The organism is Kitasatospora sp. NPDC087315, from assembly GCF_044744345.1.
GTDB lineage: Bacteria > Actinomycetota > Actinomycetes > Streptomycetales > Streptomycetaceae > Kitasatospora.
On sequence record NZ_JBIUYD010000020.1, the window covers coordinates 132,033 to 147,598 of the forward strand.

A 15,566-nucleotide genomic window follows, 5' to 3' on the forward strand; every position below is an offset into this window, starting at 1 on the left:
GCACCGTCACCAGCCCTGGGTGTGCAGCCAGTCGGCGAGGTGGCGTGCGCAGTCGTCGACCGACTCGCGCCAGGTGTGCCCGGCGTCCGCGCCGGCCTCGTCGCTGACGTGCTTGACCAGCCGGACGGGCACGCCCGCCCGGTGGGCGACGGTGGCGAGGGCGTAGCCCTCCATGTCGACCAGGTCGGCGTGCTCGGCCAGGCGCTCGCGGGCGGCCGGGTCGGAGACGAAGAGGTCGCCGGTGGCCAGTACCGGGCCGTCGCCCTTGCCGACGACGAGCGGCGCGCCGTAGGTGCGGCCGGTGAGGGCGTACAGGGCCGGGGTGTCGATGTCGTGCTGGAGCACCTGGGTGACCTGGTGGGTGCCTTCCCAGCCGGGGCGCAGGGCGCCGGCGGTGCCGAGGTTGACCACCTCGCTGGGGTGCTCCCCCCGGGCGAGGACGGTGGCCAGCGCGGCGGCGGCGTTGACCTTGCCGATGCCGGTGAGCAGCACGGGGAGCCGGTCGCCGAGGTGGGCGGCCTCCTCCCGGACGGCGACGACGAGCAGCGGACGGTCGGCGGAGATGGTTCCAAGCAGGCGCATACGGCCCATGGTACGGAGCGGTCCCCGCCGAACCGGTGCCCGGACACAAGCGGACCCCTCCCCTCCGACTGTCCGGGGAACCGCATAAGGTGCATCCCGCGTCGCAGCGATCGCCGCCCGCCCCGCGTCCGGCGGCAGCGGCCGTTCCGCCGCTCGGAGATGCTCAAGATCGGCGCAAGTCGGGTGTGGCCGCGGGGACTGACGGCCATACTGCTGGCAACGGCCGGGCCCCGGATGACGGGGCGGGCCACAGGGGAGGGTGAGGCGGGTGGCGACACCAGTACGTACACAGGAGCCGGGCGCGGTGGTGCCGGTACCGCCCGGCGGCCCGGCGGCGGCGGTCCCGGCCACCGGGCTGCGCGCCCGGCTCGGCCGGGCCACCGGAACGGCGCCGGGCCGGCTGCGGCTGGCCGGGGCCCTGCTGGCCGTGCTCACCGTGGCGTTCGGCGCGCTCACCGCCTGGCAGGTCAACTCCCGTGCGCAGGCGGCGGAACGGGTGGTCTCGTACAGCCAGCCGCTGAGCCAGGCGGCCGCCGACATCCACCGCTCGCTGGCCGACGCGGACACCACGGCGGCCACCGGCTTCCTGCTGGCCGGTGCGGAGCCGAAGGCCGTCCGGGACCGGTACGAGCAGGACCTGGCGACGGCCTCCCGGCTGATCACCGAGGCCGCGGCGCGGACCACCGCCTCCTCCCCAGCCCAGGGCTGGCTCACCACGCTCAACCAGCAGGTGCCGGTCTACGCCGGTCTGGTGGAGGCCGCCCGGGCGGACAACCGACAGGGCTTCCCGCTCGGCGGCGCCTATCTGCGGTACGCCTCCGACCAGATGCGGACGGTGCTGCTGCCGGCCGCCGCCCAGCTGACCGCCGCCGAGAACCAGGAGCTGGCGGACGACTTCGCCGAGGCCAAGGCCGTGCCGTGGGCGGCGTACGGGCTGGGCGTGGTGACCCTGGGCGCGCTGGTCTGGGTGCAGATCAGGCTGTTCCGGCGCACCAACCGGGTGTTCAACCCCGGTCTGCTCGGCGCGACCGCCGCCGTGCTGGCCGGGGCGCTCTGGCTGACGGTCGCGGGGCTGGACGCGCACAACGGCCTGGCGCGCAGCGAGTCCAGGGGCGCGGCCCCGCTGCGGGCGCTCAACGCGGCCCGGGTGGACGTGCTGACCGCCCGGCTGGCGGAGAACCTGCACTTCGTCGCCCGGGGTTCGAGCACCACGTACGCGGACCTGTGGACGACGACGACCGAGCACCTGGAGAGCCGCAAGGAGGGCGACGGGGATCTCCCCCGCGGCGGCACGCTGGTGACGGCGCTGCGGCTGGCCCCGCCGGACGCGTCCCCGGCCATCGGGGACGCCAGGACGCGGTACGAGGAGTGGTACGACCGGCACGCCGCGGCGAGCAGGCTGGAGAACGTCGACGCGGACTACCAGGGCGCGCTGGACGCCACGGTGACGGTCAAGGAGGCGGACGTGCCGAAGAGCGCCGACGCCTCGTTCAGCGCCGCCGACCAGGGGCTGGCCAACGCCGCCGGGATCGAGCTGAAGGAGTTCCGGCAGGCGGCCGAGGGCATCGACGGGGACCTGCGCACCGCCGCCGTGGCGGTGGCGCTGCTGGCCCTGGTGGCGGCCGTGGCGGCGGCGCGCGGCCTCGGCCGGCGACTGGCCGAGTACCGGTAGAGGGGGAACGGACATCATGCGCAAGGGAAACGTACGGGCCCGGTCGGTGACGGCGGTGGCGCTGCTGGCGTCCTGCGCGGCGGTGCTGGGCGCGGGCGCCCCGCAGGGCGCCGTGCTGCCGGCGGCGGCCGCGGGGCAGCGGGCACCCCGGGCAGAACAGGCGCCGCAGCAGCCGCAGGCCGACTGCGACGTCTACAAGAGCGTGCCGGCGAGCACCGAGGACGGCCCGGCGGTGAAGGCGATCAAGGCCCGGCGCAGCCTGGTGATCGGCGTGGACCAGAACAGCTACCGCTGGGGCGCGCGCAACCCGAACACCGGTCAGATCGAGGGCTTCGACATCGACCTCGCCAAGGCGATCGGCACGGCCCTCATGGGCGACCCGGAGAAGGTGACCCTCAAGGCGGTGCCGACCGCCGAGCGGATCAAGTTCATCCAGGAGGGCCGGGTCGACCTGATCGTCCGGACCATGACGATCACCTGCGACCGGCTGGACCAGGTCGCCTTCTCCAAGCCGTACTTCACCACCAGCCAGCGGGTGCTGGCGCCGAAGTCGTCGCCGGCCAGGACCATAGACGAGGCGGTGAACGGCAAGACCGTCTGCGCCGCGTCGAGCTCCTCGGCGGAGGACGAGCTGAAGGCCCGCCCGAAGGTCGGGAAGATCGTCACGGTGGAGAACCACCTGGACTGCCTGGTGCTGATGCAGCTCGGCAAGATCGACGCGACCATGACCGACGACGGCCTCGCGGCGAGCCAGGCGGCCCAGGACCAGACCGTCCGGGTGGTGGACGGCGAGGTCCGGCCGGCCGTCATGGGCATCGCGATGCTGAAGAACAGCACCGACCTGACGGCCCGGGTGAACCAGGTACTCGCCGACTACCACTCCGGCGGCGCCTGGCGGGCGGGCTACGACCGCTGGCTCAAGCCGTACATGCTGAACGACGCCGACCACTACTGGCCGAAGGAGCAGGCCCGCTGAGCGGCGCCCGACCGGATCGGTGCGAGGCGCGCCGATGAGGGCGTCCTGACGGCCCGCGCCCGGCCCGTCCTCCGGGCCACCGGCTAGGGTCGGGACGGTCGCGGTGCGGCCGACGACCGGAGCGGAGGGACCCGGACAGCGCGGCGGACACCACGGCGGACACCGCAGCGAGCGGCACCGGACGGCACAGCGAGCGACACCAGACAGGAAGGACACGGCGTTGGCAGCATCTGCTGGCCCGGTGCTGAGCCGGGAGGAGGTGGACCGCGCGCTGGCGCGCCTCGGCGCGGAGCGCGACGCGGTCGAGTCGGCCCTGCTCTCGCTCCAGGACCATCCCGGTCTGCGCCTGCTCGACGGCGCCGAGCTGGCCGGCCGCACCCAGGAGCGCTGGACGGTCGCCGGGCAGGGCCTGCCGCTGCTCTGGGCGCTGTTCGACCGCTACTCGGAGGCCCTGGCCTCCGCCCGCGCGGTGCGCGCCCGCAAGGCCAGGCCCGGCACGCCCGAACTCGCCGAACTGAGCGAGCTGCTGACCGGCGAGGCGGTCACCGTGCCCGGCGGTGCGCTGCCGGACGGCCCGCAGCTGCTCGGCGCACCCGCCAGGCTGGTCGAGCGGGTCAGCCTGGACGCGCTGATGGTGCGGATGAACTCCTGGTACGCCACCGTGCTGGAGGTGGTGAGCGCCGCCGACGCCGTCTGGTCCGCGCTGCCGGCCCGGATCGACCTGCTGCTGGCCGAGCTGCACCGGGTACGGAACCTGGCCGGTTCGCTCGGCGTCCGCACCGGCCACCACCCGCTCGCCGACGACCTGGTCGGGCTGGACGCCGATCTGACGGAGCTGCGGGCCGAGGTCCGCAGCGACCCGCTGGCGCTCTGGCGACCGGCCCGGGTGCCCGCCCAGCGCGGCACCACTCCGGACGGCACCGCGCTGGCCACCCCCTCCGGAATGGTGGACACCGAACGGTTCGACCGGGCCGGGCGGGCGCTGGACGGCGTCCGGCTGGAGCTGGAGAACATGCTGCGGCTGCGCGACGACGCCGAGGAGCGGCTGCAGGGCGTCGGCGAGCTGCTACAACGGGCGGACGCCACGCTGGCGGAGGCCCGCCGGGCGCGCGGCGAGGTGCTGGCGAAGATAGCGGCCACCGAGGTGCCCGCGGTGCCGGGCCCGGCCTCGGCGCTGCGCGAACGGATCGTGCTGGCACTGGAGTTGCGCCAGAGCGGCCAGTGGTACCGGCTGGCACCGCTGCTGGACGCCCTGGAGGACGCCGCCGCCAAGGAGCTGGGCCGGGCCCGGCAGTCGCTCACCGAGGTGACCCAGCCGCTGGCCGTCCGGGCCGAGCTGCGCGGACGGCTGGACGCGTACAAGGCGATGGCGGCCCGGCTTCGGGTCGCCGAGGACCCGGAAGTGGTCGAGCGCTACGAGAAGGCGCGCTGGCTGCTCTGGAGCGCGCCCTGCGACCTGCGGGCGGCGGCCGCCGCGGTGACCCGCTTCCAGCAGTCGCTGCGGCCCACCCCGGACGTGTCGGAGCAGGACGGGCCCGGAGCGGGCGGGGCCGGAGCCGGCGGGGCCGCGCAAGGAGAGGCCGTGCAGGGAGAGGCCGGCGGGGCGCCGGTCGACGGACAGGTTCAGGGGGGCTGAGGTTCATGGGCGAAGCGTGCGAGCGGCCGGAGTGCACCGGCGGCGGGACGATCGACGAGGACGGCTACTGCGACGAGTGCGGGCTCGCACCGGCGGGCGCGTCCTCGGTGAAGACCGCCGCCTCCGGCAGCCCGGCGGGCACCCCGGCCACCGCCGCGGGCCCGGGTTCGCCCTGCCCGCGCGACTGCGCCGGGACGATCGACGACGACGGCTACTGCGACGAGTGCGGCCTCACCGCCCCCGGCGGCGACACCGGGCTCACCCAGCCGTACCTGCCCTCGGCCCGGGTCGCCCCCGACTCCGGGCGGAGCGGCTCGTCCCGGGCCGGCTCCGGCTCGTCCCACACGATGTCCGGCCGCTCCCGCTCGCACCGCTCCACCCGGACCGGCAGCGGCCGCTCGGTGTCGGTGCGCAGCAGCCGGGGCAGCGTCAGCGCGGGCACCCGCAGCCGGCTCGGCGCCGGCCTGGTGACGGTGCCGAGCGTCCCGGACGCCAACCCGGCGCAGGCCGTGCTGGCCAACCCCGAGGTGCCGGAGCGCAAGCGGTTCTGCTCCAAGTGCGACACCCCGGTGGGCCGGGAGAAGAACGGCCGCCCGGGCCGCCCGGAGGGCTTCTGCACCAAGTGCGGCACGCCGTACTCGTTCACGCCCAAACTGCGCCGGGGGGACCTGGTCGGCGGGCAGTACGAGGTGGTGGGCTGTCTGGCGCACGGCGGGCTCGGCTGGATCTACCTGGCGGTGGACCGGCGGGTCAACGACAAGTGGGTGGTGCTGAAGGGCCTGCTGGACACCGGGGACGAGGACGCGCTCGCGGTGGCCGTCGCGGAGCGGCGCTTCCTGGCCGAGGTGGACCACCCGAACATCGTCCGCATCATCAACTTCGCCGAGCACCCGGACCTGCGCACCGGCTCCACCGACGGCTACATCGTCATGGAGTACGTCGGCGGCAAGTCGCTCAAGGACATCGCCAACGATCGCCGCACGCCGGACGGCCACCGCGAGCCGCTGCCGGTGGAGCAGGCGATCGCGTACGCGCTGGAGGCGCTGCCCGCACTCGGGTACCTGCACAGCCGGGGCCTGGTGTACTGCGACTTCAAGATCGACAACGTGATCCAGAGCGGCGACGCGCTCAAGATCATCGACATGGGCGCGGTCCGCCACCTGGACGACGACGGCCCGATCTACGGCACCATCGGCTACCAGGCCCCCGAGATCGCCACCGACGGCCCCTCCCCCGCCTCCGACCTCTACACCGTGGCCCGCACCCTCGCGGTGCTCACCTTCGACTTCCAGGGCTACAGCACCACCTACCGCCACTCCCTGCCCGGGCCCGAGGCCGTACCGGTCTTCGCCGCGTACGAGTCGTACTACCGCTTCCTGGTCCGTGCCACCGACCCGGACCCGGCCCGCCGGTTCGCCTCCGCCGAGGAGATGGCCGACCAGCTCACCGGCGTGCTGCGCGAGGTGCTGGCGCTCCAGGACGGCCGGCCGCGCCCCGCCCTCTCCACCCTGTTCGGCCCGGAGCTGCGGGTGGTCGACACCGAGCTGGTACTGCCCGGCACCGTACCCGGCGAGCTGCGGGTGGCCGCCCTCGACCCGGCCGCCGCCGCGCTGGCGCTGCCCGCCCCCCGGGTCGACCCCGCCGACCCCAACGCCGGCTTCCTCGCCACCCTGCTCGGGGCCGACCCCGAGGAGGCGCTGACCGCCCTGGCCGGCGCGCCCGCCGACTCCGTCGAGCGACGGCTGCGCGAGCTGCGCGCCCAGCTGGAACTCGGCCGGCACCGCGAGGCCGCGGACGCCCTGACCGCTCTGGAGAACGACCACCCCGACGACTGGCGGGTGGTCTGGTACCGCGGCCTGACCGCCCTGGCCGGCTCCGCCACCGCGGCGGACCGGGCCCCCGACCCGGGCGGCGTACGCGCCGCCGCCGAGGCCTTCGACGCCGTCTACGACGCCTTCCCCGGCGAGAGCGCCCCGAAGCTGGCCCTCGCCATCTGCGCCGAACTCCTCGGCTCCGGCGGCGACTCGGCCGAGTTCTACCGGCTGGTGTGGAGCACCGACCAGGCCTACCTGAGCGCCGCCTTCGGGCTGGCCCGGGTCCGGCTCGGGGACCTCGACCGGCCGGGCGCCGTCGCCGTCCTGGAGTCGGTGCCGGCCACCTCCAGCCAGTTCACCGCCGCCCGGATCGCCGCCGTCCGGGCCCGGCTGCGCGAACGGCCCGCCACCGACCCGCTCGGCGCCGACCTCGGCGCGAGCTCCGCGCAGCTGACCGCGCTGCGCCTGGACGACCGCCGCCGCGAGGAGCTCGCCGTGGAGGTGCTCGGCGCCGCGCTCGGCTGGGTGACGGCCGGCTCTCCCGGAGAGGGCGGCCAGGCCCGGTCGGCCGGCGAGGTCACCGTACTGGGACGGCCGGCCGTCGAACGGGAACTGCGGTTCGCACTGGAGCAGTCCTACCGGGTACTCGCCCGGTTGGCCGACCGGGCCGAGACCAGGATCGAGATGGTGGAGCGGGCCAACCGTGCCCGCCCCAGGACGTGGGTGTAGCCAATGCCACAGCAGACCGTGTGCCCGAGCTGTTCCGAGCCGCTGGATCCGGAGGACGTCTTCTGCGGCTCCTGCGGGGCCGGCCGGGACGGCCGCCCGGCCCCGGGCGCGATGCCCGCCAGCTGGTCCGCCGCCCGCGGTGAGGACCACCCGCCGACCGTCCCGGCGCAGAGCGCTTCGGTCTGCGTGCACTGCGGCGTGCCGCAGGTCACCACCGACGGCTACTGCGAGGCCTGCGGCGGCGCCCAGCCCCGCCCGCGCGACCACATGGAGAAGTCCCTCGCGGGCGTCGCCGGGGTCAGCGACCGGGGCGTGCGCCACCACCGCAACGAGGACTCCTTCACCGTCGCCGCCACCTCGCTGCCCGGTGGCGAGCCGGTCGTGGTGGCCGTGGTCTGCGACGGGGTCTCCTCCTCCGACCGGCCCGACGAGGCGTCCGAGACCGCCGTCGACACCGCCTCCGAGTCGCTGCTCACCGCGCTGGAGGCCGGCCACGAGCCCAACGCGGCGATGCGCCAGGCGATCGCCGACGCCGCCAAGGCCGTCGCCGACCTCGCCGTGGACGGCGCCTCGCCCACCCGGCCCGACCTCAACGCGCCCGCCTGCACCTACGTCAGCGCGATAGCGTCCGGCGGCCGGGTCACCATCGGCTGGGTCGGCGACACCCGGGCCTACTGGATCCCGGACGACCGGGCCTGCGCCGAGCCGTTCCGGCTCACCCAGGACGACTCCTGGGCCGCCCGGATGGTCGAGGCCGGGCTGATGGCCGAGGCCGAGGCCTACGCCGACCCGCGCGCCCACGCCATCACCGGCTGGCTCGGCGCGGACGCCGAGGAGGTCGTCCCGCACACCCTGGACTTCACCCCGCACGTCCCCGGTGTGCTGCTGATCTGCACCGACGGCCTCTGGAACTACGCCGAGGCCGCCACCGACCTGGCCTACTTCGTCCGCCAGGACGCCCGCGCCGAACCGCTCGCCGCGGCGCAGACCCTGGTGAAGTTCGCGGTCGCGGCCGGCGGGCACGACAACATCACCGTCGCCGTCCTGCCGATCGACCCGACCACCGGGCCGGCCGCCGGGCCCGCCGGCGGGGAGGACACCGGGGAGGACGCCCGGACGGCGACCGCGCTGGACCTGCCGGTGATCGGCGCCGCACCGGAGGGCCCCGAGGAGGAACACGACCCGACCCTCCCCGACCTGCCGGTGATCGGCTCGCCCGCCGCGCCCCTGCCGCCCGCCGCGCCGCCCGCCGCACCGCCGGTCGTCCCCCCGCGACCGCCGCACCCGCCGACGGCCTGACGCACGCGCCGCCCCGGCCCCACCCGCCCCCACCGACCGTTTCGCACCTTCGACCACCCGACGGGAGCCACCGGCCCATGGCAACACTGGCGAAGCCGAACCTGCCCAGGTTCGACGTGGACATCTTCCAGAACGAGTTCCTCGCGGACGGCGCCCGCGAGGTGAACGCCATCGTCACCGTCACCGCGACCGGCGGCGGCACGTCCGGCGGCCGTCCGCTGGGAGTGTCCGACGCGGGGTCGCAGGGCGCGGGCAACCAGTCCGCCGCCGTGGTGATCATGGTGGACTGCTCCGGCTCGATGGACTACCCGGCCAGCAAGATGCGCGGCGCCCGGGAGGCCACCGCCGCCGCCATCGACACCGTCCGCGACGGCGTCGCCTTCGCCGTGGTGGCCGGCACCCACGAGGCCCGCGACATCTATCCCGGGGACGGCACCCTCGCGATCGCCTCCGAGGCCACCCGCGCCCGGGCCAGAGAGGCGCTGCGCCGGCTCAACGCGGCCGGCGGCACCGCCATGGGCACCTGGCTGGCCAAGGCCGACAAGCTCTTCCTCAGCCGCCGCGACATCGCCATCCGGCACGCCATCCTGCTGACCGACGGCAACAACGAGCACGAGTCGGCGGCCGACCTGGACCGCGCCATCGAGCGGGTGACCGGCCACTTCACCGCCGACTGCCGAGGCGTGGGCACCGACTGGAAGGTGGACGAGCTGCGCAAGATCTCCTCCGCGCTGCTCGGCACCGTCGACATCGTCGCCGAACCGTCCGGCCTCGCCGAGGACTTCCGCTCGATGATGGCCGGCGCGATGGGCAAGCAGGTCGCCGACGTCGCGCTGCGGATCTGGACGCCGGCCAACGCGGTGGTCAAGTTCGTCAAGCAGGTCGCTCCCTCGGTGGAGGACCTGACCGGCCGCCGCGCGGAGGCCGGCCCCCGCGCGGGCGACTATCCCACCGGCTCCTGGGGCGACGAGAGCCGCGACTACCACGTCTGCGTGGAGGTCCCGGCCGCCGCCGTCGGCAACGAGATGCTCGCCGCCCGGGTCAGCCTGGTCCTGCCGCCGCAGGCCGGCGGCGGGCCCGAGGTGCTGACCCAGGGCCTGGTCAAGGCGGTCTGGACGGACGACCTGGCCTCGTCCACCCGGATCAGCCCGCAGGTGGCCCACTACACCGGGCAGGCCGAACTGGCCTCCTCCATCCAGGAGGGGCTGGAGGCCCACCGGGCCGGGGACGTGGACCGCGCCACCGCGAAGCTCGGCGCCGCCGTCCGGATCGCCCACGCGACCGGCAACGAGGGCACCTTCAAACTGCTCCAGAAGGTGGTGGACGTGGTCGACCCCAAGGAGGGTACGGTTCGGTTCCGTAAGGACGTGAGCGAGGCCGACTCGATGACCCTTGAGACCCGGTCGACCAAGACCGTACGTGTGAAGAAGTGACCGGTGAGGACGTGACCGGGCCCGAGCCCGGCCTGACGCTGCCCCAGCTGGCTGGAATTGAGGGGGGACCTGATGCCGATCTGCCCGAGGGGCCATGAGTCGCAGGCCGAGGACTGGTGCGACTTCTGCGGCTTCCCGATGACACCACCGCCACCGGTCCCGCCGCCGCCCGGCACTCTCCCGGGCGCGCACGGGATCCCTGGGACGCCCGGAGGGCACGCGGCCCCCGGCGGCTACGGCTCCCACAGCTCCCACGGGGCGCCCGGCGGTCACGGCGGAGCGCCGTTCGGCGGACCGGTGGCGCCCGGCGCGGTACCGCCCCCCGCCACGCAGGGCTACCCGGAGCTCACCGAGGGCCTGGTGGTCTGCCCGATCTGCCGCAGCCCGCAGACCGGCCGGTTCTGCGAGGAGTGCGGGTACGACTACGACCTCTCCGCGCCCTCGCACCGCCAGCCCACGGCCGACGGCGGCATCCCCGGGCAGGCGGCCGGGCCCGCCCCGCTGAACATCCCGGCCGCGTACGGCGGCAGCCCGCAGCCCGGCGGCCAGGGACAGCAGCAGCCGGCCCCGCACCAGCAGCCCCAGCACGGCCAGCTGTCGCACGCCCAGCCCCAGCACGGCCAGCCCCAGCACAGCCAGCACCAACACGGTCAGCACCAACAGGCCCAGCACCAGCCGCAGTTGCAGCAGCCACCGCAGCCGCAGCACCCGCAGGGCCCCCACGGCGGCGCGCCGTCCGGCTACGGCTACCCGCCGCCCCAGCCCGCCAACGGGCAGCAGGCGCCCGCACCCGCGCACGGCTCGCCGTACCAGGAGAACCCGCCCCGCGAGGACTCCGGCCCGGTCTACGCCCAGCCGGGCCCGACCGGTCGCGGCGAGGAGTTCGGCACCTCGTTCAACCTGGCCCCGCCGGTGCCGCCGCAGGTCCAGCAGGCTCCCCCGCAGGCCCAGCAGCAGCCCCCGCTGGGCCACCCCGGCCAACCAGGGCACCCCGGCCGGCCCGAGCCGGTGCGGTCCAACTGGCTCGCGGTGGTCTCGGCCGACCGCGACTACTTCACCGACATGATGGCCCGCAGTGGCCCGGAGGCGGCGGGCCTGTTCTTCCCGCCGTACTGCCCCGAGCGGCGCATTCCGATCACCGGTCGCGGCCAGCTGCGGATCGGCCGGCGAAGCCAGCACCGCGGCACCGTACCGGAGATCGACCTGTCGGTACCGCCGGAGGACCCGGGCGCCTCGCACCAGCACGCGCTGCTCGCCGAACAGGCGGACGGCAGCTGGGTGCTGGTCGACCAGGACTCCACCAACGGCACCACGGTGAACGGCGGCGCCGAACCGATCGCCCCGCACACCGCGATCCCGCTGAACGACGGCGACCGGATCCACATCGGAGCATGGACCACCATCACCCTGCACCGCGCCTGAACCTCCGGCCCGGGCCGAGCGGTCGTCAACCACCGCTCGGTCCGGGCGTATTACCGCCCCAGGCAAAATGATCTCCCAAAGACCGTGCTCCACCTGCACGGCGTTCCTGAATACCCGTAGGGTCAGGATGTATGACTGCTGCTATATCCGCCGACGGAATCCGTCAGCGGTACGGGGACGTACAAGCCGTCGACGGAGTGTCACTCACCGTCGAGGTCGGCGAGTTCTACGGGATCCTGGGCCCGAACGGCGCCGGGAAGACGACCACGCTGGAGATCCTGGAGGGAATCCGCAAACCCGACGAGGGCCGGATCGAGCTGCTGGGGATGGCTCCCTGGCCGCGTAATCCGAAGCTGCTGCCGCGCATCGGCGTGCAGTTCCAGGCTTCGGCCTTCTTCAACAAACTGACGGCACGCGAGACGATCCGCACCTTCGCCTCCTTCTACGGCGTCGGCCCCAAGCGCGCCGACGCGATGCTGGAGCGGGTCGGCCTGGCCGAGTCGGCCGCGGTGATGACCGACAAGATGTCCGGCGGCCAGGCCCAGCGACTCTCCATCGCCTGCGCGCTGGCCCACGACCCGGAGCTCGTCTTCCTGGACGAGCCCACCACCGGCCTCGACCCACAGGCCCGCCGCAACCTCTGGGACCTGCTGCGGGGCATCAACTCCGAGGGCCGCACGGTCGTGCTCACCACCCACTACCTGGACGAGGCGGAGGTGCTCTGCGACCGCGTCTCGGTGATGGACCACGGGAGGATCCTCAGGACCGGTGCTCCGGCCGCCCTGGTCCGGGAGATCGACGACACCGTGCGGGTCAGCGTGGAGTCCGGCCTGCTGAGCGCCGACACCGCCCGCGAACTGCTCGCGGCGGCCGGTGCCGAGATCGCCTCGATCGAGGACGACGGTGTCTCGCTCTCCGTCTCCACCCGGCTCCCGGCCCCGGTGCTCTCCGTACTGGCCGAGCGCAACGCGTTGCGCGGCCTCGAAGTGCGCGGCGCCACCCTGGAGGACGTCTTCCTCCAGCTCACCGGACGGGAGTATCGCGCATGAGCGCCGACCGCACCCAGGCCACCGCAGTGCCCGCGCAGCGGGCCCAGGCCCCGGCCGGCGGCCCCGCCGGAACGCCGGAACGCGAGCGGGTCAGCGCCTTCGGGAGTCTCTCGCGGGTGATGCTGGTCTCCTTCGTCCGGGACCGCGCCGCCGTCTTCTTCGTGATCCTCTTCCCGTTGATGTTCCTGCTGCTGCTCGGCACCCTGCTCAAGGGCGCCACCAGCCCGCACGCCAAGGTCGTCCAGGTCGGCGCGGTCCAGATCCTGGACTCGGTGCAGGGCGACGGCCGGGCCCAGCTGGAGAAGGTCCTGACGATCAACCGCAGCGACGACGAGGCCGCCGCGCTGGACAAGGTCCGCAAGGGCGACCTGGACGCGATGATCAAGGAGGGGCCGGACGGCAAGGTGGTACTGCGCTTCAGCGCGGCCGACCAGGTCCGCGCCGGCTCCGTCCAGGGCATCGTCAACTCGGTGGTCCAGCAGGCCAACCAGGCCGCCACCGGCAAACCGCCGGCCTTCGTGCTGGACGCGAGCCAGGTCGAGGACAACTCGCTGAAGCCGATCCAATTCCTCACTCCCGGCCTGCTCGGCTGGGCGGTGGCCACCGGTGCGGTGTTCAGCGCTTCACTGACCCTGGTCTCCTGGCGGCAGAAGAAGGTCCTGCGGCGCCTGCGGCTGGCCCCGGTCAGCGCCGGGTCGATCGTGGCCTCCCGGATCGCGGTCTCGGTGCTGACCGCGCTCGTCCAGACGGCCGTCTTCATCGCGGTCGCCACCACCCCGTTCTTCGGGCTGAAGCTCACCGGAGACTGGTGGCTGATCATCCCGCTGGTGGTGTGCGCCACGATCGCCTTCATGTCGATCGGCCTGCTGGCCGGGTCGGTCGCCAAGACCGAGGAGGCGGCCAACGGCATCTCGCAGATCATCGTGCTGCCGATGTCGTTCCTGTCCGGCTCGTTCTTCCCGGCCGATAACATGCCCGGCTGGCTGAAGACCTTCTCCGAGGTACTACCGCTGAAGCACCTGGTCAGCGCGGCGCAGTCGGTGCTCTCCCGGGGCGGCGGCGTGATGGACGCGCTGCCGACGATGGGCGGGCTGCTGGCCTTCGCCGCCGTGCTCACCGCGATCGCCGGGCGGTTGTTCCGCTGGGAGGACGCGTAGCAGCCGCTCCCCGTCGAGGGGTCCCGCACGGGGTCGTAGGCCGGAAGTCCCGGTGTACGACCCCGTCGGCGTCTGCGACCATGGTCGGGTGAAAGAGATCCGGCGTGGCACGCTCAGCGAGGAGACGTTCTTCGAGCAGGTCGGCGGCGAACCGACCTTCCGTCGACTGGTGCACCGTTTCTACCAGGGCGTCGCCGAGGACGAGTTGCTGCGGCCGATGTACCCCGAGGAGGACCTCGGGCCCGCCGAGGAGCGCTTCGCCCTGTTCCTGATGCAGTACTGGGGCGGCCCCCGCACCTACAGCGAACAGCGCGGCCACCCGCGGCTGCGGATGCGGCACGTGCCGTTCAAGGTGGACCGCGCGGCGCACGACGCCTGGCTGAAGCACATGCGGACCGCCGTGGACGAACTGGCCCTGCCGGCCGACGCCGAGCGCCAGCTCTGGGACTATCTCGTCTACGCCGCCGCCTCGATGATCAACACCGAGGGCTGACCGGCCCGGCCTGCCGCCCGGAACGCGACGGGTCGGGTCGCGCCGGGTCCGGTCCTACCGGACCGGGCTGAGCCCCAGACCCGCGCCCGGCGCGGCCGCCGTACGGACCGCCACCGATCCGGCCGGGGCGCTCAGCCGGAGCCAGCCGCCGGCCCGGTGCACGGTGAGCGGGACGGCCGGCTTGAGGAAGCCGATCACATAGGCCGCGTGCACGGCGCGCAGCGGCAGTTCGGGCAGGGCGGCGACCGGCCGGGACCAGATCTCGTCGGCGAGCGCGTCCAGCACCGCACGGGTCCGGTGGTGCTCCGGAACGGCCTCGCTGCGCTCGCGGAACTCCCTCACCCCGGCCATCAGTTCGGGGTACACCTCGTCAACGGGGGGCTCACCGGCCGGCCGCCAGCCGGAGCGCGGCGGCAGCAGACCCGCCCAGGCCGGGCCGGTGACGGGCGCGGGCAGCGTGACGGTGTTCGCCTCGCCGTTCACACCGTCCAGCAACTGGCCCGCCGAGACGGTGCGGTCGACGGGCGCGGCGAGCGCGGTCAGCCGCGCGGTGCGGATCGCCAGCGCGCCCGAACCACCCAGCGGCAGCCGCCCGAAGACCGCCAGCACACTGTCGGCCCCGGGCCGGGCCACCGCCTGCAACCGCACCGCCGCCGCCTTGTCGAAGCGCAGCAGGCGGACCAGGAAGGCGGCCAGGTCGGCGGCCTCCCCGGCGTCGGCGAGGGCGAGGGGGGCGGTGGTGGTCAACGCTCGTCAGCTCGAATCGTCAGGTCGTCGGTGGTGGAGCGGATGCTCAGGCGGCCGCGCCGGCCGTCTCCCCGGCCGGGCTGCGGTCGTCCATGCTGCGGTCGTCCATGAAGCGCGTGAGGAACTCCCGCTCCACCGGGCTGATCCGGCGCGGCCGGCCCTCGGCCAGGTCGTAGGGGACGACCACGGTGGACGCCCGGACGTACACCGTCTCGGTGCCGTCCTCGGCGGTGTCCTTGATCTCGTACGAGACCGTCAGCGAGGCGCCGCCGATCCTGGTCACCCAGGTCTCGATGGTGACCGGCTCGGGCCGGTGCACCAGCGGGCGCTTGTAGTCGATCTCGTGGCGGGCCACCACCGAACCGCCCGCGAACTCCCCCGCCCCGGCCGCGGCGGCCTGGGTGAACATGAAGTCGATCCGGGCCTCCTCCAGGTACCGCAGGAAGACCACGTTGTTGACGTGCCCGAAGGCGTCCATGTCGGACCAGCGCAGCGGGCAGGCGTAGATGTGGCGTGCCACGAGTGTTCTCCTCGACGTCCGTTGACCCGCCGGACGG

13 protein-coding genes are annotated in these 15,566 nt (G+C 74.2%); 10 read left to right on the forward strand and 3 right to left on the reverse strand.

The features are described from left to right. Positions 1–6 precede the first annotated feature (6 nt). Positions 7–582, reverse strand: coding sequence for a nucleosidase (locus ACIO5D_RS26695; protein WP_363608070.1), 576 nt, complete (start codon positions 580–582; stop codon positions 7–9). 268 nt (positions 583–850) lie between these two features. Here ACIO5D_RS26695 and ACIO5D_RS26700 point away from each other — a divergent pair, with 268 nt between their 5' ends. From ACIO5D_RS26700 to ACIO5D_RS26745, 10 genes are all read left to right on the forward strand, one after another. Further along, entirely contained in the window at positions 851–2,254 is a 1,404-nt protein-coding gene (locus ACIO5D_RS26700) for a hypothetical protein (protein ID WP_400798231.1), read from the forward strand. A 16-nt stretch (positions 2,255–2,270) separates the two neighbouring features. Further along, on the forward strand, positions 2,271–3,230 hold the full coding sequence (locus ACIO5D_RS26705) for a glutamate ABC transporter substrate-binding protein (protein ID WP_400798234.1): 960 nt from the start codon (positions 2,271–2,273) through the stop codon (positions 3,228–3,230). A 220-nt stretch (positions 3,231–3,450) separates the two neighbouring features. Continuing rightward, entirely contained in the window at positions 3,451–4,866 is a 1,416-nt protein-coding gene (locus ACIO5D_RS26710; protein ID WP_400798237.1) for a hypothetical protein, read from the forward strand. Positions 4,867–4,871: 5 nt separating this feature from the next. Then, entirely contained in the window at positions 4,872–7,409 is a 2,538-nt protein-coding gene (locus tag ACIO5D_RS26715; protein ID WP_400798240.1) for a tetratricopeptide repeat protein, read from the forward strand. Positions 7,410–7,412: 3 nt separating this feature from the next. Next, the gene (locus tag ACIO5D_RS26720) at positions 7,413–8,708 is read left to right on the forward strand and encodes a protein phosphatase 2C domain-containing protein (RefSeq protein ID WP_400798242.1); all 1,296 of its coding nucleotides are present in this window, start codon (positions 7,413–7,415) and stop codon (positions 8,706–8,708) included. A 77-nt stretch (positions 8,709–8,785) separates the two neighbouring features. After that, complete coding sequence (locus tag ACIO5D_RS26725; protein WP_400655822.1) at positions 8,786–10,141, forward strand: VWA domain-containing protein; 1,356 nt, start codon at positions 8,786–8,788, stop codon at positions 10,139–10,141. Positions 10,142–10,213: 72 nt separating this feature from the next. Further along, complete coding sequence (locus ACIO5D_RS26730) at positions 10,214–11,563, forward strand: FHA domain-containing protein (protein ID WP_400798245.1); 1,350 nt, start codon at positions 10,214–10,216, stop codon at positions 11,561–11,563. Between the two features lie 131 nt (positions 11,564–11,694). After that, positions 11,695–12,612 (forward strand): ABC transporter ATP-binding protein, encoded by a 918-nt coding sequence (locus tag ACIO5D_RS26735; RefSeq protein WP_363608078.1) that lies wholly within the window; start codon positions 11,695–11,697, stop codon positions 12,610–12,612. After that, positions 12,609–13,769 (forward strand): ABC transporter permease, encoded by a 1,161-nt coding sequence (locus tag ACIO5D_RS26740; RefSeq protein ID WP_363608079.1) that lies wholly within the window; start codon positions 12,609–12,611, stop codon positions 13,767–13,769. The genes ACIO5D_RS26735 and ACIO5D_RS26740 overlap by 4 nt, the downstream gene beginning before the upstream one ends. 88 nt (positions 13,770–13,857) lie before the next feature. Beyond that, entirely contained in the window at positions 13,858–14,262 is a 405-nt protein-coding gene (locus ACIO5D_RS26745; RefSeq protein ID WP_363608080.1) for a globin, read from the forward strand. A gap of 54 nt (positions 14,263–14,316) precedes the next feature. On the opposite strand, the gene ACIO5D_RS26750 is transcribed toward ACIO5D_RS26745, so the two are convergent. Together ACIO5D_RS26750 and ACIO5D_RS26755 are read right to left on the reverse strand one after the other, a co-directional pair. Next, entirely contained in the window at positions 14,317–15,009 is a 693-nt protein-coding gene (locus ACIO5D_RS26750) for a hypothetical protein (protein ID WP_363608081.1), read from the reverse strand. Between the two features lie 46 nt (positions 15,010–15,055). Further along, positions 15,056–15,529 (reverse strand): thioesterase family protein, encoded by a 474-nt coding sequence (locus ACIO5D_RS26755; RefSeq protein ID WP_363608082.1) that lies wholly within the window; start codon positions 15,527–15,529, stop codon positions 15,056–15,058. Positions 15,530–15,566: the final 37 nt, after the last annotated feature.

Excerpts from the sequence above, each read along its gene's own strand:
- ACIO5D_RS26695 (WP_363608070.1), bottom strand. The coding sequence starts at position 582 with ATGCGCCTGCTTGGAACCATCTCCGCCGACCGTCCGCTGCTCGTCGTC.
- ACIO5D_RS26705 (WP_400798234.1), top strand. The coding sequence starts at position 2,271 with ATGCGCAAGGGAAACGTACGGGCCCGGTCGGTGACGGCGGTGGCGCTG.
- ACIO5D_RS26715 (WP_400798240.1), top strand. The coding sequence starts at position 4,872 with ATGGGCGAAGCGTGCGAGCGGCCGGAGTGCACCGGCGGCGGGACGATC.
- ACIO5D_RS26720 (WP_400798242.1), top strand. The coding sequence starts at position 7,413 with ATGCCACAGCAGACCGTGTGCCCGAGCTGTTCCGAGCCGCTGGATCCG.
- ACIO5D_RS26725 (WP_400655822.1), top strand. The coding sequence starts at position 8,786 with ATGGCAACACTGGCGAAGCCGAACCTGCCCAGGTTCGACGTGGACATC.
- ACIO5D_RS26730 (WP_400798245.1), top strand. The coding sequence starts at position 10,214 with ATGCCGATCTGCCCGAGGGGCCATGAGTCGCAGGCCGAGGACTGGTGC.
- ACIO5D_RS26735 (WP_363608078.1), top strand. The coding sequence starts at position 11,695 with ATGACTGCTGCTATATCCGCCGACGGAATCCGTCAGCGGTACGGGGAC.
- ACIO5D_RS26740 (WP_363608079.1), top strand. The coding sequence starts at position 12,609 with ATGAGCGCCGACCGCACCCAGGCCACCGCAGTGCCCGCGCAGCGGGCC.